Origin of the sequence: Mesorhizobium sp. (assembly GCF_017306585.1) — a bacterium.
Taxonomy (GTDB): domain Bacteria; phylum Pseudomonadota; class Alphaproteobacteria; order Rhizobiales; family Rhizobiaceae; genus Mesorhizobium.
Genome location: NZ_JAFKIC010000186.1, coordinates 1 through 23028, shown reverse-complemented (window position 1 = coordinate 23028; position 23028 = coordinate 1). Strand labels below are relative to the sequence as shown.

The following is a 23028-nucleotide window of genomic DNA, read 5'->3' as shown; positions in this document are numbered from 1 at the left end:
AAGCCGGCGACCGTCAGAATGTCACGCCGAGATCGACCTTGGCGCCCTGGTCGACGCCACCGCCGCCGAACTGACCGGTATAGGACAGGCCGAGCCTGGCGTTGGGGGCAAGAAGCAGATCGAGACCGGTCTCGATGAGCGCGGCGTCCCTGCCGATCGGTACGCCGGCGACGGTGAAGCGATCGCCGCCGGCGAAAGTGACGGTCGACGACGGCGTGACGTCGCCGAGGGCATGACGCCAGCCGAGCGTGCCGCGCGCGGTGGCGTTAATGCCGCCAAGCGCGAAGTCGGTGGAACCGCGCAGGCCGAGCGTGGCGAAGGTGGCATCGGTGGTCGAACCGTCGACGGTGAGCGCCGCCGGGCCGCCTTGTTCGGCAAACCCTTCGGTGCGCACGCTGACATAAGCGAGATTGGCGAAAGGCTCGAACTTGAAGTGTCCGGCATCGGCCTTGTAGGCGATCTCCCCGAAAACTTGCGCGGTGCCAGCGCCATAGTCGGCCGAGAGTGCGTCGGCAAAACCGTCGAAGGCTGCCGAGCGCCTGGTCGAGATGCGGCTCCAGCTGTAGTCCGCGCCGGTACGGAAGGCGATGGCGCGCCAGTTGGTGCCGCCATAGAGGCCGAGGTGATAGTTGTCGCTCTTGCCTGTCGAATTGCGATCACCGGCATCGAAGCTCGAATGGCTGTAACCGCCGAGAAGGCCGACACGCCAGTTGCCGACCGTCGTATCGGCGCCGGCGAGCAGGCCGCCAGTCGAGCGATCAAGGGCGGCGGCGTTGCCATCGGAGCCTGTGCTGCCCCAGGCCCCAAAGGCCTGGCCCCAGACAGCGAAACGATCGGTGTCGGCGGCAACCATTTCGGGGCCGCCCTCGCCATAGGCCATGATCGGCAGAGCGGCCACACTGTCGTCGCCGAAGGCAGCGGAGATGCGGCTGGTGGCGGCATCGCGGACGAAGCGGCCATCTCCCAGCAGCATGCCCTTGGCCGAGGCATGGATCTCGCCCGACAATTGGTCGAGGGCATCTCGAGCTGCAGCCGTGGCGGGTAGCTGCAGGATGGCGTCGTAGAGCGGATTGCCGCTGCCCAGGCTCTCGGCGCCGCCGCCTGTGGCGCTCTGGTTGGAGGTCAGGCCCAACGAAGCAAAACTGACATTGTTGCGGTGCAGCCGCAGATAGACGTTATCCGCATCGTAGCTGAGCGAGGGATCGAGGAAGGCAAGATTGCTGGTCACATCGGCGAAGGTACCGCCGACGCCACCGGTCGCCGACAGGATCGTGTAGTCAGTCTGAGGATTGTAGCTGCCCGCGCCGGCCAGCACGCTGACCGTCCCGCCATTGATCGTGGCCGGTCCGGTCACATTGAGACGGGAGGCCTGTCCGGCCGCATTCGCGGCGACCTGATAGGTCGAGCCGGTATCGAAGGTGACGGCGCCCACCACTTTCATCGTGCCGATGGCACCTCCAGATCCGCCCGAGCCCGTGAAGAGACGGCCGGAGACTGTGACTGTGCCAGTGATCGTGCCGGTGCCGCCCAGGGCGGCGCCCGATGCAACCGCGACCTTGGTATTGTTCAAGGTCCCATTGACGATCAGCGTTCCACCGGTCACGTCGGTGTTTCCGGTATAGCTATTGCTCCCGGTCAGGGTAAGCGTGCCCGCGCCCGATTTTGTCAGCCCGACGACCGTCGGCACGAGAATCGCCGGAAGGCTGCCGCCGCCGGAACTGACGAGCTGCATGCCGTTGCTGATGGCGCCGCTAAAGATGGTGTCGGTGGCCTGATCCACGGTGAGCAGGCTGGGCGCGCCCATCGTGACCGTGCTGGTGATATCGCCGGCGCCCGACAGCGAGCCGACCGTCTGCGACGTAATGCCGAGATCGAGAGTAGCGCCGCTTGCGATGAAAAGCGATCCGGTCGGAGCGCCGAGCGTGCCGCCATCGCCAAGGAACAGCCTCCCCGCCTCGATTCTGGTGCCACCTTCATATGTGTTGTCCCCGATCACGTAGAGTTCGCCCGCGCCCTGTTTGGTCAGCGCGCCGACGCCGCCCAGCGGTGAGCTGATTTCCACCTGATGGCCGTTGGTATCGATGAAGGCGCCGCCCGCCTTGATCGTCACATCACCGGCGGCAAAGTGGCCGAGCAGTTCGGCGTCGTCTGCCATGGCACGCAAGATGCCGCCATCGAAATTGACCTTGGCGCCATCAAGGGCTTTCCAGACGCCGCTGGTTTCCAGCACCCCGCGTGCCCCGGCCGTGCCGTTCAGGTTAAGCGTGCCGCTGCCGGAGCTTGTGCGCACCATGTCGACCGTGCCCACGCCGACGCTGACCCTGCCGCCATCCGCAATGGTGAGCGTGCCGGAACCGCGATAGCCGAGGTTCAGATAATCCGTCGTCCACACGGACCCGCTGCCGGTGACGAGAACCGTTCCATTGCTGCCCGCCGCTTCGCCCAAATAGCTGGTTTCGTTCACAACCGTGCCGCCATTCGCGATCGCCAACGTGCCGCCGTTGACGGTGGTGAAGGCAAATGTGCTGTTGCCGGTCAAAGTCAGCGTGCCCGCGCCATTCTTGAGCAGCCAAACGGTGCCGGTGCCGGTGCTCGTCATGTATCCGTCGGTGATCGCGCCGCCATAGCTTGTGTTGCCGGCAGCCTGATCGACCGTGAGCGAGCTTTGCCTGCCGCCCGACATGGAACTGGTGATGCTGCCGGCGCCGGACAGCGCGCCGACAACCTGATTGGTGCCGTTAAGATCGAGCGCGCCACCGCTGGCGATGGCAAGCGCACCCGTTGTCGCGCCGAGCGTGCCTCCATCGTCGAGCTTCAGCATGCCGGCCGAGATCGTCGTGCCGCCGGTATAGGTATTGGTTCCGGAGAGAATGAGCGTGCCGAGGTCGGTCTTGTCGATGCCGCCGCTGCCGGTCAGTACTGACAGGATGGTCGCGGACATCCCCGCGCCGGCCGCAGTGCCGTCGCCCACGCGGATCGGAACGCCGGATCGGGTCAGGTTCAGCGCATCACCCGATACCTGATATCCATCGACGAAAAACTGCATCCCGCCGCCCACGTCCAGCGCGCCACCGCCCGCGCTGACCGTGACCGTGCCTGGCGTGCCCTGGAAGATCATCATGGCCGCCGGATCGTAGACGCCGCTGACGCTGCCGCTTGCATTCGTCCAGTTGGTTCCGGCAGCGCTCCACGTGCCGGTGCCGCCGTTGACCACATTATTGGCCGTGGTCTGCGCGCCGTTCCAGAAGCTGTAGGCGCCGGCCGCCCCGACCAGCAGGTTGACCTGATTGGCCACAGACGTCTGCACGGTCAGATCGCCGACAGCATAACCGGTTGGCGTCGAGCCGACGGCCATCCCGTTGTCGGTCAGCACCCCGCCGTAGTCGAACAGGCGATAGAGACCGTCGCCGAACCCGCCGGCGTCGCTCACATCGAGCGTGCCGGCGAGCGTCAGGTCGCCGGCGACGTTGAACAGTCGCGCGTTGCCCGGTGCGCCGAGCGTAACTTCGACGATCGAACCGCTGTCCAGTGCCAGCGACCCCATCGACAGGGTCTGGCCGGCGCGCCCCAGGAGCGTACCGCCGGATGCCACCGATACGTCGCCTGCGATCGATCCGGCGCCGCCGAGGCTGCCTCCAGAGGCAACCGCGACCGACGATGTGCCCAACACAATGGGTCCCCACATGACATTGCCGAGGGATCCATCGACGAGCAGCGTGCCGCCCGTCACATTGGTGGTGCCGATGTAGGTGTTGCTACCGCTCAGGGTGAGCGTGCCGCTGCCGGACTTGGTCAGCCCGGTCATGGTGGTCACGCCATTGATTTCGTCGAAGTAGTCCGAGATGGCGCCGCTGAAAGTGGTGTTGGTGGATTGATCGACGGTGAGAACGCCGGGGTTGAAGTCCGAACGGGTGATGGTCCCTGCACCCGACAGCGAGCCGACCGTCAGGGCCGTGGTGTCGAAGACCAGGGTGGCGCCGCTGGCGATGTCGAGCTTCCCCGTTGGCGCGCCTAGCGTGCCGTTGCCCTTGAGCTCCAGCGTGCCCGCTTCTATCCGCGTCCCGCCGGTGTAGGTGTTGGACCCCGAAAGCGTCAGCGTGCTCGACCCGCGCTTGACCAAGGCGAGCGTGCCGCTACCCGCGCCGTCCGCGATCACGCCACCGAAGGACGAATCGCCTAGCGCCGAACCGTCGATCGTCAGCACGGCATTCGCCGCGCCGCCGTTTACGATCTGTCCGCTGGGAATGTAGTTCGTGATCCGGCCGACCGTCGTGCCATGGCCGTTGAGGTTGAGGCGGCCTCCCGCGCTGACTGCCTGACTGCCGAATTCCAGGTCGGTGTTCGCTGTCGTCGCGTTTGCAGCCCCGATGTTGAGGACACCGTCTCCACCGAGCCTCAGCCAGGCGCCGTCGATGGCGCCGCTGGCCAATGCGTTCACGGTGCCGTTGATGACCAGAGTCCCACCGGTGATGGCATTGGCGACATTCGCATTGATGACGGCGTCGAAGGTCGGCAACTGCAGCAGACCGCCGCTGACCGCGCCAGCCGTGTTCGCATTGAGGACGGCACCATTGCGGAAGGTTGCGGCGACAGTGCCGCCGAATGTGTCGGCCGTGTTGGCATTCACGTCGCAACCATTGGTCAGGCCGCCGTTGAAATCAGGCGAACCGCTGGTGTACGGCCCGCCGCCCGGGTCACAGGCCGGTTGCGCATGGACAGTTGAAGGCGCGCACACGATGGCGAGGAGTACGAGGGTCGAGGTCGTGACCGAGAGCCTGCCGAGCGAGATGGTCCTCGAACTATTGCCGCGCCCTGCCTTCATTGCCATGCTCCCTCACGGCAGCCGCCCGCGTGTCGGCGCACGGGAGCGCGGGCACGCGCCCTCCCCGCACCGCCAGTCAGCGGCACCGCGATTTCATTGATTTGCGTCCCGATCCGCCATCGGAGTCGTTGATGATCTTTTCCGCCGGGGCGGCGGACACATCAATCCCGCGTTCGAGGGAGTATCGGCAAAATATTATGGTAAATCCGGCATTTCGCCCGGCAACCAGGTAGCACGCTTCCGGCATTCCGGCCGGCTCTCCCCCGACATTGGAGGCGACAGACGCTCAAGTCCCGCGCTGGCCACCCTTTGACGCGGCGATCAGGCCTTTCGTCCCGCGGCGTGGGTCGGGATGGCCAGGGTCAGCCGCGTGCCGCGGCCGGGCGCGCTTTCAATCTCTATTCGTCCGTCCATCTGACCAGCCCGACGGCGTATGTTTGCAAGCCCCCGTCCTTCGCCGGCAGCGCCTGAGGCCGTCTGAGGGTCGAATCCCATGCCGTCGTCCGACAGAGCGATGACAATGGCGCCATCGTCACCCGGGTTCACCGCGAGCTCGATCCTTGTGGCCGAAGCGTGGCGCAAACTGTTGGCGATGCCCTCCTGCAACAGCCGATAGAGGCTGAGCAGCCGCCGCACGTCGAGGCTCGGCGCCGGGGCCGTGAGCGTGCAGCGATAGTTCAGGACTATGCCGGACCGGGCAAGACGGCGTGCCATGCGCTCCTGGAACATCGCCAGCGCCTCGTCGATCGGTTCGTTGCCCGCGTCGATCGCACTGGCCATGTTGCGCAGGTCGTCGACCGAAGACTGCAGTCCCTGCTCGATTTCCCGTGAGGTCAGCCTGTTCTCGCGGACATCGAGGAGAAGGTGCGTCAGCATACCGCCGACTCCATCGTGCATGTCGCGCAGCAGACGCTGACGCTCGGCATCTATCGCGATCAGCCGTTCCTGATGGCGCAACAATCGCGAGGAGCGCAAAAGGCTCGCATCCTGCTCCAGCACCTGACGTTCCAGATCGCTGCGCGCCTCCTCCGCCTCCTGGTTGAGCCTGTGTCCCTGCAGAGCGATCTCGAACAGGATGCCGAACATCGTCAATGGCGGTGCGAGGACCGAGGCCTGCAAGGCAAAACCGGTTGGCGGCGGCAGGAGAAACAGGTCGAAGCCGATCGAGGCAAGAGCGACAAGCAGTATCGCCAGAACCCGGATCGCCGGCCCTGGGGCTATCCGTCCCATCCGCAGCAAGGCCAGAACGCCATATCCCAACAGCAAGGTCAGCGCCATCGCATCTAGCCAGGGCACCACAACAGCAGCACCAGGCCCCACGATCATGGCCCCGATCACTGTAACGAAGGCGACGACAAAGCAGCCGCAGGCTGCCCATGCCTCGCGCGGCCGCCAGCCGGCAAAGGCGTTCACGGCAAGCGCTGCCAGCGTCAACATCAGATATTCCACGCCGTAGCGCAGCAACGGAAACCAGACATAGGGCAGGCTCTGTGCCCCGAAGGTGGTGAGCCAGGCGTCGATGCCCACCGAAATGAGCAGCAGGCCGGTGATACCTTGGAGCCGCGAAAACCTGTTGACCGGCAACACGACCAGCAGCGCCGTTCCCATCATCAGTTCCGTTACAACGACCAACCATACCATGTCGAAACGCTGGAACTTCTCCCAACCGGCAGCCTCATCCATACGGTCGAAAGGCCCCGCATAGGCCGTTGCTGCCTCTGGGCAGGGATTTTCCCGGCAGGTGAGCGACCACTCATTGTCCGCCGACGTCTCCGCGCGCGACAACAAGGTCGCCTGCGCCGGACGCAGGACCACGGGCTGCCAGCCTGGGATTCGCAGCACGGCCGGCTCGGAAAGCCCGGCAGCGTAGGCGCCCAGTTCGGCCGGCTCGGACGCCAGCAGCGCACGCGCCGCGGGCAAGCGATATTCCTCCAGCGTGCCCGCGGGCTGCAGGCCGGCGACGATGAGCGCATAAGCGCACCAGAACAGCAGCTGCGCGCCGAGAATAATCGCCAGCGCGCGGCGCCATCCCGTCAGCCGGGGCATGATGGTCACAGGCGTAGCAACCCGCTGCGAAAGGCGCGCACCATGGCCTCGCCCCGATTGCTCACACCGAGCTTGCGGTAGATCGATTTCACATGATCGCCGATCGTATACGGCGATATTTCGAGTTCGGCCGCCGCTTGCCGGTTGCTGTATCCGCGCGCCAGAAGCTGGAGCAGTTCGATTTCGCGCGGTGACAGCGGCGGATCGGCATCATCCGGTTTGGCATCCTCCCGTTGCCGGCGCAGATGACGCAGCAAATAACCGGCGATGCTGGGCGACAATGGCGCACCGCCGGTCAACGCATCGGCGGCCTGCTGGCCGATATCGAGACTGTCGATGTCTTTCAGCAGATAGCCGTCCGCTCCCGCCAGTACCGCCGCAAGCACCGTATCCTGATCGCCCAGCACCGAGAGGACGAGTATTTTCGGCTCGGAATCGCCTCGTGCGCGAATTTCCTCGATCAATTCGATCCCGCTACCATCGGGAAGGCCAAGATCGAGAATGAACAGGTCCACCTTCTCGTCGAGAAGGGCGCGCGCTCCGGCCAGCGTGCCGGCGGTAGCAGTCAGCGACAAGCCGTCATGCGCCGCCACGCCGCGTCCAACATGAGCGACAACGAGCGGATCATCCTCGACAATGACGACGTTCGCTCTCACGTCCCCCCGCTCGCCAGTCCAGCAAAGAATCTACGGCCATTGTAAACCGATCAACATACCAGATGGCAACCTCTTCACCTCCGGTACTCATCGGCCGGGTATCGAAGGTCGTCACCTGCCCGCGCATCAGCCAACCTCCCTCAGGATGAAATCGTGCAGCATCTTGGCGGCGGGCGACAGCACGCGGTTCTTGACCGTGATCAGGCTGTAGGGCCTGACCTCGATGTCGAACTCGGTCTGGACGACGTCGATGGCACCGGCGAGCCCGTCGGGATTCTGGATGAACTTCGCCACCTGCACCGAGACCGGCGCGATGGCGTCCGACTGCGCAACCATGACCAGCGTCAGCAGCAGCGAGGAGGTGTTGAGGATCCGGTCCGGCAGCGCGATGTTGCGGTTGAGGAAATTGCTCTCCATCGCCTGGCGCAGCGGCGAGCCGCCCGACTGGAACACCCAGTCATAGGCGGCCGTGTCCTCCAGCCGCACCACCCCGCCCCTGGTGAGCGGGTGGCCACGACGCACGATCAGACAGGCCTTCTCGACGCCGATGACACGGGATTCGAACAGGCGCGGATTGAGGTCGTCGGGGATGCGGGCGATGATAAAGTCATGGCGCGTGGCGATGAGTTCGCGCGCCAGCACATTGGAGGTCTCGACCTGCATGGTGATCTCGATGCGCGGGTAGATGCGGCGGATTTCGCGGATGGCCGGCACAGCCAGTTCGATCGCCGGCGCCGTGACGGCGCCCAGAAACACCGAACCGCCCTTGCCGGCCTTGAGTTCGGAAATCTCGCGATCGACCTCGCGCATCTCGAGCAGGATCGAGCGCGCGCGCCTAGCCAGCGCCTTGCCATAAGGCGTCAGCGTGACGCCGCGCGGCAGCCTTTCGCACAGCTCGACCTCCAGCACCGCCTCCATCTCGGCGATCATGCGCGAGGCGGCCGGCTGCGAGATGTTCATCACCTGGGCCGCGGCACTCACCCGGCCGTGATCGTCGAGCGCGACGATCATGCGCATGTGGCGCAGGCTGAGGCCACTGCGCAGCAAGGTCTCGCCGCCACCCGTCTGCTCCGCGTAACCTTCTGAAATTTCATCAATATTTCGCGATTCTGCCATGGACGCCTCCTATCCCTCAATGTCCCTTGCGCTCGCTTTACACATATCGACTTTGATATAGCAACCATCATAGATCGCATTTGACAGTTATGGCAAAGGGTCACACTTTTCGCGTGTTCCGGGACGTGGCAGTCGCCGACGCGAGAAATCGTATCGATTGAAACAAGCGCCTTGGAACCATGGGAGGATACCGGAGATCGATATGTCGGCAGCAGTGCCTCGGCGCTTCTGCACGATTGCGCGGCCCGCGACCCCCGGGGTGCCGCGTCCATCAACCAGGGAGAGTAACGTGAAGATCATCAAGACATTGGCCGCAGTCGCGGCGCTTGGCATCGCTGCCATGAGCTATCAGGCACACGCAGCCGACAAGGGTCTTGTCGGCGTGCTGATGCCGACCAAGACCTCGCAGCGCTGGATCAATGACGGCGACGCCGTCAAGTCCCAGCTCGAGGCTCTCGGCTACACGGTCGACCTGCAGTATGCGCAGGACGACATCCCCAACCAGCTCAGCCAGCTGGAGAACGAAATCACCAAGGGCCCGAAGGCGTTGATCATCGCCTCGATCGACGGTACCACTCTGTCGGATGCGCTGCAGAAGGCCGCCGACGCGGGCGTCGTCGTCGTCGCCTATGACCGCCTGATCAAGAAGACCAAGAATGTCGACTACTACACCACCTTCGACAATTTCGGCGTCGGCGTGATCCAGGCCAATTCCCTGGTCAAGGGCCTCAAGGAGCGCTTCCCGAATACCAAGCCCTGGAACGTCGAACTGTTCGGCGGCTCGCCTGACGACAACAACGCCTTCTTCTTCTACAATGGCGCCATTTCCGTCCTGCAGCCGCTGATCGACGACGGCTCGATCAAGATCAAGTCCGGCCAGACCGGCATGGACAAGGTCGGCACGTTGCGCTGGCTGGCAGCTACCGCGCAGGCCCGCATGGACAATCTGCTCTCGGCCAACTACTCGGACGGCAGCCGCGTCGATGGCGTTCTGTCGCCCTATGACGGCCTGTCGCGCGGCATCACCGCCTCGCTGCGCGCCGTTGGTTACGGCACGGCTGCTCAGCCCTGGCCGATCGTGACCGGTCAGGACGCCGAGACCGCCTCGGTCAAGCTGATCATCACGGGCGAACAGTATTCGACCGTGTTCAAGGACACCCGCGACCTCGCCAAGGCGACCGTCCAGCTGGTCGACAAGGTGCTCTCGGGCGGCAAGCCCGACGGCCTCGACGAAAAGACCTACAACAACGACGTCAAGGTCGTTCCCTCGATCCTGTTGACGCCGCATGAGGTCGACAAGTCGAACTACCAGAAGCTGGTCGTCGACTCCGGCTACATCAAGGCCGAAGACCTGAAGTAATCCCGATTGCCAAGTCAGGGGTCCTGCGCAACGCAGGGCCCCTTTCCGTTCACAAGCGACCCCGGTATTGTTGCTGCCGGCCTCGGAGGAGCTTGCCTGATGACCTCGACGATTTTGGAGATGCGCGACATCACCAAGACGTTCCCCGGCGTAAAGGCGCTGTCGAACGTCAACCTCAGCGTCGAGGAAGGTGAGATCCACGCTGTGGTCGGCGAGAACGGCGCCGGCAAATCCACGCTGATGAAGGTTCTGTCGGGCGTCTATCCCTCCGGCACCTATGACGGACAGATCATCTTCCAAGGCCAGGAATGCCAGTTCAAGGGCATCCAGGACAGCGAACACAAGGGCATCGTCATCATCCACCAGGAGCTTGCGCTGGTGCCGATGCTGTCGATCGCCGAAAACATATTCCTCGGCAACGAGCACGCCAAATACGGCGTCATCGACTGGGACGCCAACGAGGAGCGCACCAGCGCGCTGCTGAAAAAGGTGGGCCTCAGGGAGGACCCCAAGACGCTGATCACGAATATCGGCGTCGGCAAGCAGCAATTGGTCGAGATCGCCAAGGCGCTGAGCAAGGAAGTCAAGCTCCTGATCCTCGACGAGCCGACCGCATCGCTCAGCGAGAAGGACAGCCAGGCGCTGCTCGACCTTTTGCTCGAATTCAAGCGCCAGGGCATGACCTCGATCCTGATCTCGCACAAGCTGAACGAGATCAACCGGGTTGCCGACAAGGTCACCGTCATCCGCGACGGCCGCACCATCGAGACGCTGGCCAAGAAAGACATCAGCGAAGACCGTATCATCACCTCGATGGTCGGCCGCTCGCTCGACGACCGCTATCCGCCACGCGAGCCTCACGTCGGCGAGGTCGTGTTCGAAGTGAAGAACTGGTCGGTCTATCACCCGATCCACGCCGAACGGCAGGTGATCAAGGGCATCGACATCAACGTGCGCAAGGGCGAGGTCGTCGGCATTGCCGGGCTGATGGGCGCCGGCCGCACCGAATTCGCCATGAGCCTGTTCGGCCGCTCGTATGGCCGCCGCATCACCGGCGAGGTGCTGCTCAACGGCAAGCCGGTCGATGTCTCGTCGGTGAGCAAGGCAGTCCAGCACGGCATCGCCTACGTGACGGAGGACCGCAAGACCTACGGTCTCAACCTCATCGACCACATCAAGCACAATATCACGCTGGCCAACCTCGGCGGCGTGTCGCGACACAGCGTCATCGACGATTTGCGCGAGCTCGCCGTTGCCAACGACTATCGCAAGAAGACCAATATCCGCGCCTCCAGCGTCTATCAGTTGACCGGCAACCTTTCGGGCGGCAACCAGCAGAAGGTGGTGCTGTCCAAATGGCTGTTCGCCGATCCGGATTTGCTGATCCTCGACGAGCCGACGCGCGGCATCGATGTCGGCGCCAAGTACGAAATCTACACGATCATCGCGCGCCTCGCTTCGGAAGGTAAGGCGATCGTGGTCATCTCGTCGGAAATGCCGGAACTCCTCGGCATCACCGACCGCATCTACGTCATGAACGAAGGGCGCATCGTCGGCGAAATGCCGGCGGCGGACGCAAGCCAGGAAAAAATAATGCGCGCCATCGTTCGGGGAGAAGGAAAAGCAGCATGAGCACCGAAAGCGCCCCCGCCCCGCAAGGCAGCGTCACCGACGAACAGCGACCACGTATTGCCGTCTCGGCGCTGACGACGAACCTGCGCGAGTACGGTCTGATCATCGCGCTGATCGTCATCATGCTGTTCTTCCAGTTCACGACGTCGGGCACGCTGTTCAAGCCGGTCAACCTCAGCAATCTGGTGCAGCAGAACTCGTTCATCATCGTGATGGCGCTGGGCATGCTGCTGGTCATCGTTTCCGGCTATATCGACCTCAGCGTCGGATCGGTCGCCGGTTTCATTGGCGCGCTGGCGGCAAACATGATGGTCATCTGGCAACTCGGACCGCTCAGCAATCCGCTGGTGGTTTCAATCGTCTGCCTGATCGTGGGCGGACTGATCGGCGCGGCGCAAGGCTACTGGATCGCCTACCACCGGATACCGAGCTTCATCGTGACGCTGGCCGGCATGCTGATCTTCCGCGGTATCTGCCAGGCGCTGCTGGGCGGCGGCTCCTCGGTGGGACCGCTTCCGGACGGCTTCAAGGCGCTGAGCTCCGGCTTCATTCCGGATGTGATCGGTCCACTGACCCTGATCCCGCCGACGGTGAACGCCGCCGGCAAGACCATCATGGGCAGCGGCCTGACATTGCACATGACGACGGTCGTGCTTGGCCTGATCGCCGTGCTGGCCTACGCCTATTTCGGGCTCCGCACCCGGCGCAAGCGCGAGCGCCATGGCTATGAGGCCGAGCCCTTCCCCCTGTTTGTCGTCAAGACGCTGGTCGCCAGCGCGCTGGCGCTCTTCCTGGTCTATGAGTTCGCGAGCTACAGAGGCCTGCCGGTGGTGCTGCTCGTGATGGGCGTGCTGATCTCGCTGTTCGTGTTCGTCACCAAGCGCATGACCATCGGCCGCCGTATCTATGCGATGGGTGGCAATCCCAAGGCGGCGCAGTTGTCGGGCATCAACACCGAGCGGCTGACGCTGCTGGTGTTCGTCAACATGGGCGTGCTGTCGGCGCTCGGCGGTCTGATCATCGCGGCGCGCCTCGGCCAGGCCGTGCCGGCGGCGGGCCTTGGCTCCGAGCTCGATGTCATCGCCGCCGTCTTCATCGGCGGCGCCTCGGCGATGGGCGGTGTCGGCCAGGTTATCGGCGCGGTGGTCGGCGGCTTCATCATGGGCGTGATGAACAACGGTATGTCGATCATGGGCGTCAATGTCGACTGGCAACAGGTAGTCAAAGGCCTGGTCCTGCTCGGCGCCGTGATCTTCGACGTCTACAACAAGAACAAGGCCTGACGGGCTTAGGCGAGGCAAGCAGGAGGCATACGATCGCGGCGCTGCCGGCAAGTTGTCGGCATCAGAAAGTCCCCCGGGGACCGGGCCCGCGAGCGCAATCCGGACCAAGAATTTCAACCGTGGCGCGGCGATGTCCGAGCCGCGCAGGTAAGGGTTTGCCGAGAGGCACCCGAACCAAGACACATGAGAGAGGACTGACCATGCTGATCTCGCAGATTCTCGACGACGCCGAGACCATTCGCGTCGTTGCCCGCAACGGCGGCAAGACCCGTGTCATCAATGGCGCGCGCAGCGTCTATTCGCTGGCGATGGAGGCCGCCCGCACCGGCGTCGGCCTGGCAACGCTGATCGAGCGCAAGGGGCTCGGCGAAACTGTCGATCTCGACGCCGCCTACAAGAAAGGCCGGCTGTTGTCGCCGATCAACCATCCCCACCCCGCGCATCTGCACCTGACCGGCACCGGACTGACACATCTCGGCTCTGCGGCGACGCGCGATTCCATGCACAAGAAGCTCAACACCGACGGCGAGGAGCAGCTTACCGATTCCATGAAGATGTTCCGCATGGGGCTCGAAGGCGGCAAACCCGCCAAGGGCCAGGTCGGCGTGCAGCCGGAATGGTTCTACAAGGGCAATGGCACGATGGCGGTAGCGCCGGGCGCGGCACTCGTGTCGCCGGCCTTCGCCAAGGATGCCGGCGAAGAGCCCGAAATCGCCGGCATCTATGTCATCGGCGATGACGGCGCGCCGTTCCGCGTCGGCTTCACGCTGTCGAACGAGTTCTCCGACCACGTCACCGAGCGCGTGAACTATCTCTTCCTTGCCCATTCCAAGCTGCGCAATGCCTCGTTCGGACCGGAGATCCTGCTCGGCGACCTGCCGGCGGACATCCGCGGCACCTCACGCATCGTGCGCGACGGCAACACGCTGTGGGAGAAGCCGTTCCTCTCGGGCGAAGCCAACATGTCGCACACCATCGCCAATCTCGAACATCACCATTTCAAATATTCGGCGTTCCGCCAGCCGGGCGACGTGCATGTGCACATGTTCGGCACGGCAACGCTGTCCTTCGCCGATGGCGTCAATACAGAAGCCGGCGATATATTCGAGATCGAGGCCGGGGATTTCGGGCTGCCGCTCCGCAACCCGCTGGAAATCGAGAAGCCGATCAAGGTGGTGGTGACGGCGCTGTAGCACCAGCTTCCCCTTCTCCCCCTGTGGGAGAAGGTGGATCGGCGCGTAGCGCCGAGACGGTTGAGGGGTGCGCGACGGAGTGCCGTCATTGCCAAGCTGGAACACCCCTCATCCGACCGAGCTTCGCTCGGCCACCTTCTCCCACAAGGGGAGAAGGAAAGCGGTGCCCTTCGACCTCAGCGCGCTGCGCGGAAATGCTTCGAGAGCTTCAGGCCCTGCGCCTGGTAGTTCGAGCCGAGATCGGTGCCGTAGAGCGCCTGCGGGCGCTTCAGCATATGCTCGTAGACCAGCCGGCCGACGATCTGGCCGTGGTCGAGGATGAACGGCACTTCGTGGCTGCGCACCTCCAGCACTGCGCGGCTGCCGGTGCCTCCTGCTGCCGAATGGCCAAAACCCGGATCGAAGAAGCCGGCATAGTGAACACGGAACTCGCCGACCAGCGGGTCGAAGGGCGTCATCTCGGCGGCATAGAGGGGCGGCACATGCACCGCCTCCTGGCTGACGAGTATGTAGAACTCGTCCGGATCGAGCACCAGTTCGCCGGCGCCGCTCTTGTGGATCGGTTCCCAGAAATCGAGCACGTCCTGCGCAGCGCGCTTGTCGACGTCGACCAGGCCGGTGTGGTGCTTGCCGCGATAACCGACCAGCCCGTCCCTGTCGCCATTGAGGTCGATCGACAGCGCGATGCCGCCCCCGGAAATGTTGGGCGGATCGGTGGCGACAAGCATCTGGGAGCCGTGCAGTTCATGCAGTTCGGCTTCCGAGAGCAGCGCGTTGCCGGTGCGGAAACGGATCTGCGACAGGCGCGAACCGGTGCGCACCACGATCGGAAAGGTGCGCGGGCTGACTTCGAGATAGAGCGGGCCGTGATAGCCGGCGGCGATCTTGTCGAACTCGTGCCCGCGGTCAGTCATGACGCGGGTGAAGATGTCGAGCCGCCCGGTCGAACTCTTGGGATTGGCCGAGGCCGAAATGGTCCCCGGCAAGGCGAGGCTCTCCAGCAACGGCACGATGTAGACACAGCCGGTTTCAAGCACGGCGCCTTCGGCGAGATTGATCTCGTGCAGCTTCAGCCGGTCAAGCTTCTCCGAGACCGTGTGGTTGGGACCGGGCAGGAAGGAGGCGCGCACGCGCCACGCCTTGTCGCCCAGCCTCAGATCGAGGCTGGCCGGCTGGATCTGGTCGGCATCGAGGGCGCGCGGTGATTTCAGGGCGCCGGACTGGAACAGCGCCGAAATGTCCTGATCGGGAAGAATGCCTGTCTGCCGCAAAGTCTGGCTCCGCTCCAAGACGGGTCGCTTTCGTTGCAGGTTCTCGCCGCAAAACCGCCGGGCGGTTTTGCGGAACCTGCCTTGGTACAAACCTCTTAATGAAGCCGGCAATTGACGCAAGCGCGGCGCGGGTCTAAAGGGTCGTTATCCCGTGGTGATTTGGCCGGTCGGCTTGCAGCCACGTTAAACAAGTCGCTAAAGGACCGTCGGGCCGCAAGGCCGTATGGACCGGTTGCGACTTTTCGCGGCCGGTTTTTTTGTGTTTGGGACAGGACGATGACGAAGAAGACCCGCAACTGGAAGCCTCAGACCGCACTTGTGCATGGCGGAACGCTTCGTTCCGGCTTCGGTGAAACCGCCGAGGCGATGTACCTGACCCAGGGCTATGTCTATGAGACGGCTCAAGCCGCCGAAGCCCGTTTCAAGGGCGAGGAGCCTGGCTTTATCTACTCGCGCTACGCCAACCCGACCGTCGACATGTTCGAAAAGCGCATGTGCGCGCTCGAAGGCGCCGAGGACGCACGCGCCACGGCGTCGGGCATGGCGGCGGTGACGGCAGCGCTTCTATGCAGCGTCAAGGCCGGTGACCACATCGTGGCGGCCCGCGCGCTGTTCGGCTCCTGCCGCTGGGTGGTCGAGACGCTGGCCCCGCGCTACGGGATCGAGGCGACGCTGGTCGACGGCACCGACATCGCCAACTGGGAGAAAGCGGTGAGACCCAACACCAAGCTGTTCTTCCTGGAAAGCCCGACCAACCCGACGCTCGAAGTGGTCGACATAGCGGCCGTCGCGGCGCTCGCCAACTCCATCGGGGCACGGCTCGTCGTCGACAACGTTTTTGCCACGCCGCTGCAGCAGAAGCCGTTGCAGCTCGGCGCCCATATCGTCGTCTATTCGGCCACCAAGCACATCGATGGCCAGGGGCGGTGCCTGGGCGGCGTCATCCTGTCGGACAAGAAGTGGATCGACGAGAACCTGCACGACTATTTCCGCCATACGGGTCCGAGCCTGTCGCCCTTCAACGCCTGGACCTTGCTGAAGGGTCTCGAGACGCTGCCGCTGCGCGTGCGCCAGCAGACGGAGAGCGCCGGCAAGATCGCGGACTTCCTGGCCGAACAGCCTGAGATCGCCCGTGTCATCTATCCCGGCCGCGACGACCATCCGCAGGCGGCGATCGTCAAGAAGCAGATGTCAGGCGGCTCGACGCTGATCTGCCTCGACGTCAAGGGCGGTAAGCAGGCGGCCTTCGCCCTGCAGAACGCGCTCGATATCGTGCTGATCTCCAACAATCTCGGCGATGCCAAGAGCCTGATCACCCATCCCGCGACGACGACGCACAAGAACCTGAGCGACGAGGCCCGCGCCGAACTCGGCATCGGGCCTGGTACGCTCAGGCTGTCGGTCGGGCTGGAGGACACCGACGACCTTCTGGAAGACATCGCGCAGGCGCTGAAAGCTGTAAAGTAAGGCTCGTTGAGGAGCGCCGGCCCTTCGGTCAGGCGCTCGAAGGGGTCTCCTCAAGTTCGGCGGCCTTGGTGCCGATGGTCATGGCATTGCCGCGCCAGTCGACGGCGCCGCCGAGCCAGCCGCGTGCCCACATCGCGGGCAGGATCAGGTCGCGCGCCATCATGGCCGCGAGCGAGCGTGATGACAGGTACCAGCCCTTGGACCATGCCAGCGCGGCTTCCGGAAGATAGAAGGCCACCAGAACAGCAATCGCGGTAGCCCACAGGCTGAAACCAGCGCTTGCGGCCGCGACCAGCGCCAGCAGCAGCGGCACCGCCGCGCCAGTCAGGATTTCAGGCGCGAAGAACAGGGGAAAGGTAACGCGGCGCAGCCGCGCCCAGCGTGCCTGGCGCGACCAGATTTCGCCAAGCGTGCGACGTCCGAGCGGCTGCTCGAAAGGCGCGGCGACGAGATTGACGCGCAGCCCAAGGCTGTTCACCAGCTTGGTGGCGGCGGCGTCCTCGGCGATCTCGGCCGCCAGCGCGCGAATGCCGCCATTGGCGTCCAGCATCGGCTTGTTCCACAGCATGCTCTTGCCCTGGGCAAAGCCGAGGCCGAGCGCCTCGCCGGCATATTGCCAGCGCGCCTGCAGCGTGTTGAGGAAGGCGCATTCGACTTCGGCCCAGAAGCCATCCGGACGCGAACCGATCGGCGTCGAGCAGACGAGGCCGGTATCGGCCCGCCATGCCGCCATCAGATGCTGGATGTAGTCTCTCGGCATCAGCACATTGGAATCGGCCAGCACGACCCAGTCGTGTCGCGCGGCTTCCCAACCCTTGACGCAGTTGTTGAGCTTGGGATTGGCGCTGACGCGATCGTCACCGATCAACAGCCTTGCCGGGATTTTTGGGAAGCGACCAATCGCGGCACGGATCAGCTTGACCACCGGATCGTCGGCATGGGCGACGCAGAAGATGAGTTCATAGCGCGGCCAGTCGAGTGTGAAAGCGCGCTCCAGCGTCTCGTGCGTGAACGGCTCGACGCCGCGCGAGGGCACGACGATCGATACCGGCTGCGCCCGGCCAGCCGGTGGAGCGATCGAGACGCGGCGTTTGAGCTGCGAGGCGGCAAGCGCAATGCTGGCGGCGTTTGACAGGATGAGGGCGGTGGAAAGCGAGGCGGCTATCAGGCTGAGTTCCATCGAGATCTGGTCACTCCAGAAAAGACGGCCCGCGTCAGGGCCAACAGTTCGACAGAGCGCCGAGTCGCGCGCTTGGCGCACACCATCATTCTCGTGTGTCACTTAAATGACATTCTTTGCCGGCACCTGCGTTTCAAGGCATGGCGCGACAAGACGCGCAGGTTGACCTGCCCGCCGGAAGCACCGAGGGTTGTCTGATTGTTTTGGAGCCGTTCATGTACCGCGCCGTCACGCGCAACATCGAAGTGCAGGTCAGGCCGTTCTACCTGGAGGATCGCTCGGATCCGGCGGAGAACCGCTATGTCTGGGGCTATCAGATAACGATCGACAACCAATCGGACGAGTTCGTGCAACTGATGTCGCGCTATTGGCACATCACCGACGGCGCCGGCCGGGTCGAGGAAGTGCGCGGGCCGGGTGTAGTCGGCGACCAGCCCGAACTCAATCCGGGCGACAGCTACCAATACACCTCCGGCTGCCCGCTCTCGACGCCGTCGGGCATCATGGTCGGGCGCTATACGATGCGCAACAAGCGCGGCGAGACGTTCGATATCGCCATCCCGGCGTTTTCGCTGGATCTGCCAGGAACAAGGCGGACGGTAAATTAGCTTCTTTCTCCCCGTTCCACGGGGAGGAATGCCCGGCAGGGCAATGAGGGGCGACGGCTCGGGAGACTTATCTTCCCGCTCGATGCGCACTGCTTCCATCTACGAAAAGTCGGCGCCGCCCCTCATCCGCCCTTCGGGCACCTTCTCCCCGTGAAACGGGGAGAAGGAAAAGGCTCACTGCTTCGCAAATTCCGCCGGATCGAAGTCGTACTGCGTCGAGCAGAATTCGCAAGCGACATGGATGCCGCCATCCTCGGTCGAGTCCTTGATCTCCTGCGCGGAGAAGCCCTCGAGGATGCCGCGGATTTTGTCCCTGGAGCACGAACACTGATCGGTGACGGGAACGCCGCCGAAGACGCGCACGCCATGCTCGTGGAACAGGCGATAGAGCAGCCGTTCCGCACCGACCGTGGGATCGATCAGCTCGGTCGGTTCGACGGTGCCAAGCAGCGCCAGCAACTCCTGCCAGGAATTGTCGGCCGGTTCATGCACATCCTCGCGCGGGTCGCCGTCGCCGCCGTGAATGTCGGGGACGCGCATGCGCTCGGAGGACTGCGGCAGGAACTGCGCCAGGATACCGCCGGCGCGCCATTGCTCGCGCGCACCGCCGGGAGCGGGCGTCAGCAGCTTGGCGACGGACAGCCTGATGTCGGTCGGGATCTGTTCCGACTGACGGAAATAGGTGCGCGCGGCATCCTCCAGCGTCTCGCCATCGAGTTGCACGATGCCCTGATAGCGCTGGGTGTGGGCGCCCTGGTCGATGGTCAGCGCCAGCACGCCTTTGCCAAGCAAAGTCTGCTGGGACGTTTCACCCGCCGCGATCAAGGTCTCGAGCCTATCCGCGTCGAAACGCGCATAGGCACGCAGGGCCGAAGGCGTGGAAAAATCCGCCACCAGCATGTCGACCGGCCCGTCGGTACGGGTCTGCAGGATGAACTTGCCCTCGAACTTCAACGATGTGCCGAGCAGCACCGTCAGCACACAGGCTTCAGCCAGCAGGCGGGCAACCGGTTCGGGATAGTCGTGGCGTCCCAGAATGGCGTCGAGCATCGGTCCGAGCTGGACCGTGCGGCCGCGCACGTCGAGCGGGCCGACCTCGAAGGGTACGACATGGTCGTCGCCGGCATAGCCGAACTCGCCGAGTTTGGGGTGATGTTCAGTCACTTGATGCGTTTCCAACATGACAAAGCTCCAGGGCGCGGCGATGCCGCCCTGGAGGGAGCATACGTCGATACGCGCTTGATTTCCGTGATGCGGCGCAGATAGGCATCGCGCCCGCGGAGATCAAGCGCCCAGGCACCAGGCAAGAACCGCCTTCTGGGCGTGAAGCCGGTTCTCGGCCTCGTCGAAGACCACGGAGTGCGGCCCGTCGATCACCTCGTCGGTCACTTCCTCGCCGCGATGCGCCGGCAGACAATGCATGAACAGCGCGTCCGGCTTGGCCCTGGCCATCAGCTTGGCGTTGACCTGGTAGGGCGAGAACACGTTGTGGCCGCGCGCGCGATGTTCCTGGCCCATCGACACCCAGCAATCGGTGACGACGCAATCGGCCTGGTCGACGGCTTCCTCGGGCGAACGGGTAAGGGTCACCTTGCCGCCATGCGCCTTCGACCAGTCGATATGTTTCTGCGCCGGCTCGCTGCCTTCCGGTACCGCCACGTTGAGGTTGAAGCGGAACCGCGCCGAGGCCTCCAGCAGCGAATGCAGCACATTGTTGCCGTCACCGGTCCAGGCAATCGTCTTGCCGGCGACCGGACCGCGATGCTCCTCGAAGGTCATGATGTCGGCCATCAGCTGGCACGGATGGGTATCGTCCGTCAGGCCGTTGATCACCGGAATGGTGGCATTCTCGGTCAGCTCCATCAGCCGGTCGTGCGAGGTGGTGCGGATCATGATTGCGTCGACATAGCGCGAGAGCACCTTGGCCGTGTCGGCTATGGTCTCGGAGCGGCCAAGCTGCATTTCTGTGCCGGTCAGCATGATGGTTTCGCCGCCGAGCTGGCGCATGCCGACATCGAAGGAGACGCGCGTGCGGGTCGACGGCTTGTCGAAGATCATCGCCAGCACCTTGCCTTCGAGCGGCTTCGATCGCTCGCCCGCCTTGAGACGCGCCTTGCGCGCCACGGCGTCGGTCAGCATGAAGCGCAGGTCGCCCTCTGAAACGGCTGAGAGGTCGGTGAAGTGGCGAAGGGACATCGGCAATGGTTCCGGGTATTACTTCGCTGCGGCGGCAGCGATCGCTTCCGACAGGCCCTTGGCCCCGGCGCGAATGCGGCCGAGCGCCTCATGGATCTCGGCGTCGGTAACGGTAAGCGGCGGCAGCAGGCGGATGACGTTGTCACCGGCCGGGACCGCAAGCAGATGCTGGTCGCGCAGCGCCATGTTGACCTTGGTGTTGGGCATGGCGCATTTGAGGCCGAGCATCAGGCCGGTGCCCCTGATATCCTCGATGACCTCGGGAAATTCATCGGCGACCGCCGCCAGGCCCTGCTTCATGAGCAGCGCCTTGCGCTGGACGTCCTGGAGGAAGCCCTCTTCCAGCACGACGTCGAGCACGGCGTTGCCGACCGCCATGGCCAGCGGGTTGCCACCGAAGGTGGTGCCGTGGACGCCGGCCGTCATGCCAACGGCGGCTTCGTCCGTGGCCAGGCAGGCGCCCATCGGGAAGCCGCCGCCAATGCCCTTGGCGATCGCCATGATGTCGGGGGTCACGCCCGACCATTCATGCGCGAACAGCTTGCCGGTCCGGCCGATGCCGCACTGGACCTCGTCATAGATCAGGAGCAGGCCGTGCTGGTCGCAGAGCTGACGCAGCCGCTTCAGCGACTGCACCGGCACCGGGCGGATACCACCCTCGCCCTGCACCGGCTCTATCAGGATAGCAGCGGTCTCCGGCGTGATCGCCTTTTCGGCGGCATCGATGTCGTCGAAGCCGACCTGGTCGAAACCTTCGACCTTCGGACCGAACCCCTCAAGGTACTTGTACTGCCCGCCCGCGGCGATCGTCGCCAGAGTGCGGCCGTGGAAGGCGCCCTCGAAGGTGATGACGCGGAAACGCTCGGGATGGCCCTTGACGAAATGATACCGCCGCGCAGTCTTGATCGCGCATTCCAGCGCCTCGGCGCCGGAATTGGTAAAAAACACCTTGTCGGCGAAGGTGGCGTCGGCCAGCCGCTCGCCAAGCCGGCTCTGCCCGGGAATTTCGTAGAGATTGGAAACGTGCCAGAGCTTGGCCGCCTGTTCGGTCAGCGCGGCAACCAGGTGCGGGTGGCCGTGGCCGAGCGAATTGACCGCGATGCCGCCAGCGAAATCGAGATATCGCTCGCCCTTGTCGGTAACCAGCCATGTGCCTTCCCCATGATCGAATGCCAGGGGTGCGCGAGCAAAGGTCTCGTAAAGCGCCGAACCGCTCATTATATGCGTCTCCGGTACCGGAAAATCAAAAAAGCCGCCAAAGCGGCGGCCTTGTGCGGCTTATCGTGTTTTTCGGCCATGAAGTCAACGAAAACGTCGCGTAGTGGCGCGCGGCAAGCCCCTGACGAGACGCCGGCTCATGAGCGAGCGGGCAAGTTGGGGAAAACCGAAAAAACCGATTCGTGTTGCACTTGGGACTCTTGTCACCGAGTCAGCGCATAAGGTAGTTGTAGTCGAGAAATAACTAGATTTCGTGCGGCGGACCTAATCACCAGATATATGTGGTGTCTGCCCCAGCAGTGGTGCTGGGTCGGAAACGGATTCCGGTTGCCGCACGCTTAGCAGGAGCGCGGTCTCATGAACTGGACTGACGAGCGGGTCGAACTCTTAAGAAAACTGTGGTCGGAGGGTCTGAGCGCAAGCCAGATTGCTGCACAGCTCGGCGGGGTCAGTCGCAACGCGGTCATCGGCAAGGTGCACCGGCTCAAGCTGTCGGGCCGCGGCCGTGCGACCGCAACCCCGGCACGCCAGAAGAAGGCAACGCAAGGTTCGAGCGTGCAGAAGTCGGTGGCGCGCGCCGCGACGGCCACTCGCCACGTCACCACCTCGATCGGCGCAACGGCGCTGCAGGCGCAGTTCGACGCGGAGCCGGTGGCACGGCACTACATCCGCCCGGTCGAGAATGTCGTGGTACCGATCTCACGCCATCTGCAGCTCGTCGAACTGACTGAGCGCACCTGCAAGTGGCCGAACGGCGATCCGCTGTCGGAAGACTTCAACTTCTGCGGCAACGAAGCCGCCGAAACTGGTCCCTACTGCAAGTACCACGCCCGCGTGGCGTTCCAGCCGGCGGCGGAGCGGCGGCGCAATCGCTGAGCGAATAGCGAATAGCGAATAGCGAATAGCGAATAGCGAATAGCGAATAGCGAATAGCGAATAGCGAATAGCGAATAGCGAATAGCGAATAGCGAATAGCGAAT

Annotated in this window: 16 protein-coding genes and 1 riboswitch; of the genes, 7 read left to right on the top strand and 9 right to left on the bottom strand. The window is 64.0% G+C overall.

Going from position 1 to position 23028, the window contains the following annotated elements:
- Positions 1–13: 13 nt before the first annotated feature.
- The 4 genes from J0I79_RS22585 to J0I79_RS22570 form a co-directional block, all read right to left on the bottom strand.
- Entirely contained in the window at positions 14–4822 is a 4809-nt protein-coding gene (locus tag J0I79_RS22585; RefSeq protein ID WP_292864210.1) for an autotransporter domain-containing protein, read from the bottom strand.
- 321 nt (positions 4823–5143) lie between these two features.
- Positions 5144–6868 (bottom strand): ATP-binding protein, encoded by a 1725-nt coding sequence (locus J0I79_RS22580; protein ID WP_292864222.1) that lies wholly within the window; start codon positions 6866–6868, stop codon positions 5144–5146.
- Positions 6869–6873: 5 nt separating this feature from the next.
- A complete protein-coding gene (locus J0I79_RS22575; protein ID WP_292864207.1) occupies positions 6874–7524 on the bottom strand; it encodes a response regulator transcription factor in 651 nt (216 codons plus the stop codon).
- 126 nt (positions 7525–7650) lie between these two features.
- Entirely contained in the window at positions 7651–8640 is a 990-nt protein-coding gene (locus J0I79_RS22570; RefSeq protein ID WP_292864204.1) for a LysR family transcriptional regulator, read from the bottom strand.
- Between the two features lie 289 nt (positions 8641–8929).
- Here J0I79_RS22570 and chvE point away from each other — a divergent pair, with 289 nt between their 5' ends.
- From chvE to araD1, 4 genes are all read left to right on the top strand, one after another.
- Complete coding sequence (chvE, locus tag J0I79_RS22565) at positions 8930–10000, top strand: multiple monosaccharide ABC transporter substrate-binding protein (RefSeq protein WP_292864201.1); 1071 nt, start codon at positions 8930–8932, stop codon at positions 9998–10000.
- A 99-nt stretch (positions 10001–10099) separates the two neighbouring features.
- The gene (mmsA, locus tag J0I79_RS22560) at positions 10100–11632 is read left to right on the top strand and encodes a multiple monosaccharide ABC transporter ATP-binding protein (RefSeq protein WP_292864198.1); all 1533 of its coding nucleotides are present in this window, start codon (positions 10100–10102) and stop codon (positions 11630–11632) included.
- Complete coding sequence (mmsB, locus tag J0I79_RS22555; protein WP_292864195.1) at positions 11629–12915, top strand: multiple monosaccharide ABC transporter permease; 1287 nt, start codon at positions 11629–11631, stop codon at positions 12913–12915. Before mmsA ends, mmsB begins: the two co-directional genes overlap by 4 nt.
- A 200-nt stretch (positions 12916–13115) precedes the next feature.
- Positions 13116–14108 (top strand): AraD1 family protein, encoded by a 993-nt coding sequence (gene araD1 / locus J0I79_RS22550; RefSeq protein WP_292864192.1) that lies wholly within the window; start codon positions 13116–13118, stop codon positions 14106–14108.
- 176 nt (positions 14109–14284) lie between these two features.
- Here araD1 and J0I79_RS22545 read toward each other — a convergent pair whose 3' ends face one another.
- Positions 14285–15379: a 2'-deoxycytidine 5'-triphosphate deaminase gene (locus J0I79_RS22545; RefSeq protein ID WP_292864189.1), complete on the bottom strand. Its 1095-nt coding sequence runs from the start codon at positions 15377–15379 to the stop codon at positions 14285–14287.
- 141 nt (positions 15380–15520) lie between these two features.
- A riboswitch (SAM riboswitch) is annotated at positions 15521–15598 on the top strand.
- Between the two features lie 57 nt (positions 15599–15655).
- Between J0I79_RS22545 and J0I79_RS22540 the strand changes: the two genes are divergently transcribed.
- The gene (locus J0I79_RS22540) at positions 15656–16846 is read left to right on the top strand and encodes an O-succinylhomoserine sulfhydrylase (protein ID WP_292864186.1); all 1191 of its coding nucleotides are present in this window, start codon (positions 15656–15658) and stop codon (positions 16844–16846) included.
- 28 nt (positions 16847–16874) lie between these two features.
- Here the strand turns inward: J0I79_RS22540 and J0I79_RS22535 are convergent, their stop codons facing one another.
- The gene (locus tag J0I79_RS22535) at positions 16875–18026 is read right to left on the bottom strand and encodes a ceramide glucosyltransferase (protein ID WP_292864183.1); all 1152 of its coding nucleotides are present in this window, start codon (positions 18024–18026) and stop codon (positions 16875–16877) included.
- A gap of 215 nt (positions 18027–18241) precedes the next feature.
- Between J0I79_RS22535 and apaG the strand changes: the two genes are divergently transcribed.
- Positions 18242–18634 (top strand): Co2+/Mg2+ efflux protein ApaG, encoded by a 393-nt coding sequence (gene apaG / locus J0I79_RS22530; RefSeq protein WP_292864180.1) that lies wholly within the window; start codon positions 18242–18244, stop codon positions 18632–18634.
- A 174-nt stretch (positions 18635–18808) separates the two neighbouring features.
- Here the strand turns inward: apaG and J0I79_RS22525 are convergent, their stop codons facing one another.
- From J0I79_RS22525 to J0I79_RS22515, 3 genes are all read right to left on the bottom strand, one after another.
- On the bottom strand, positions 18809–19816 hold the full coding sequence (locus J0I79_RS22525) for an Hsp33 family molecular chaperone (RefSeq protein ID WP_292864177.1): 1008 nt from the start codon (positions 19814–19816) through the stop codon (positions 18809–18811).
- A gap of 102 nt (positions 19817–19918) precedes the next feature.
- A complete protein-coding gene (argF, locus tag J0I79_RS22520; RefSeq protein ID WP_292864174.1) occupies positions 19919–20830 on the bottom strand; it encodes an ornithine carbamoyltransferase in 912 nt (303 codons plus the stop codon).
- An 18-nt stretch (positions 20831–20848) separates the two neighbouring features.
- The gene (locus tag J0I79_RS22515) at positions 20849–22048 is read right to left on the bottom strand and encodes an aspartate aminotransferase family protein (protein ID WP_292864171.1); all 1200 of its coding nucleotides are present in this window, start codon (positions 22046–22048) and stop codon (positions 20849–20851) included.
- Positions 22049–22405: 357 nt separating this feature from the next.
- Between J0I79_RS22515 and J0I79_RS22510 the strand changes: the two genes are divergently transcribed.
- Entirely contained in the window at positions 22406–22924 is a 519-nt protein-coding gene (locus tag J0I79_RS22510; protein ID WP_292864168.1) for a GcrA family cell cycle regulator, read from the top strand.
- The last annotated feature ends 104 nt before the right edge of the window (positions 22925–23028 follow it).

What these genes read in the sequence shown, in the direction of transcription:
- J0I79_RS22585 (WP_292864210.1), bottom strand. Translation starts at nt 4,822, where the DNA reads ATGAAGGCAGGGCGCGGCAATAGTTCGAGGACCATCTCGCTCGGCAGG.
- J0I79_RS22580 (WP_292864222.1), bottom strand. Translation starts at nt 6,868, where the DNA reads ATGCCCCGGCTGACGGGATGGCGCCGCGCGCTGGCGATTATTCTCGGC.
- J0I79_RS22570 (WP_292864204.1), bottom strand. Translation starts at nt 8,640, where the DNA reads ATGGCAGAATCGCGAAATATTGATGAAATTTCAGAAGGTTACGCGGAG.
- mmsA (WP_292864198.1), top strand. Translation starts at nt 10,100, where the DNA reads ATGACCTCGACGATTTTGGAGATGCGCGACATCACCAAGACGTTCCCC.
- mmsB (WP_292864195.1), top strand. Translation starts at nt 11,629, where the DNA reads ATGAGCACCGAAAGCGCCCCCGCCCCGCAAGGCAGCGTCACCGACGAA.
- araD1 (WP_292864192.1), top strand. Translation starts at nt 13,116, where the DNA reads ATGCTGATCTCGCAGATTCTCGACGACGCCGAGACCATTCGCGTCGTT.
- J0I79_RS22540 (WP_292864186.1), top strand. Translation starts at nt 15,656, where the DNA reads ATGACGAAGAAGACCCGCAACTGGAAGCCTCAGACCGCACTTGTGCAT.
- J0I79_RS22535 (WP_292864183.1), bottom strand. Translation starts at nt 18,026, where the DNA reads ATGGAACTCAGCCTGATAGCCGCCTCGCTTTCCACCGCCCTCATCCTG.
- apaG (WP_292864180.1), top strand. Translation starts at nt 18,242, where the DNA reads ATGTACCGCGCCGTCACGCGCAACATCGAAGTGCAGGTCAGGCCGTTC.
- J0I79_RS22525 (WP_292864177.1), bottom strand. Translation starts at nt 19,816, where the DNA reads ATGTTGGAAACGCATCAAGTGACTGAACATCACCCCAAACTCGGCGAG.
- argF (WP_292864174.1), bottom strand. Translation starts at nt 20,830, where the DNA reads ATGTCCCTTCGCCACTTCACCGACCTCTCAGCCGTTTCAGAGGGCGAC.
- J0I79_RS22515 (WP_292864171.1), bottom strand. Translation starts at nt 22,048, where the DNA reads ATGAGCGGTTCGGCGCTTTACGAGACCTTTGCTCGCGCACCCCTGGCA.
- J0I79_RS22510 (WP_292864168.1), top strand. Translation starts at nt 22,406, where the DNA reads ATGAACTGGACTGACGAGCGGGTCGAACTCTTAAGAAAACTGTGGTCG.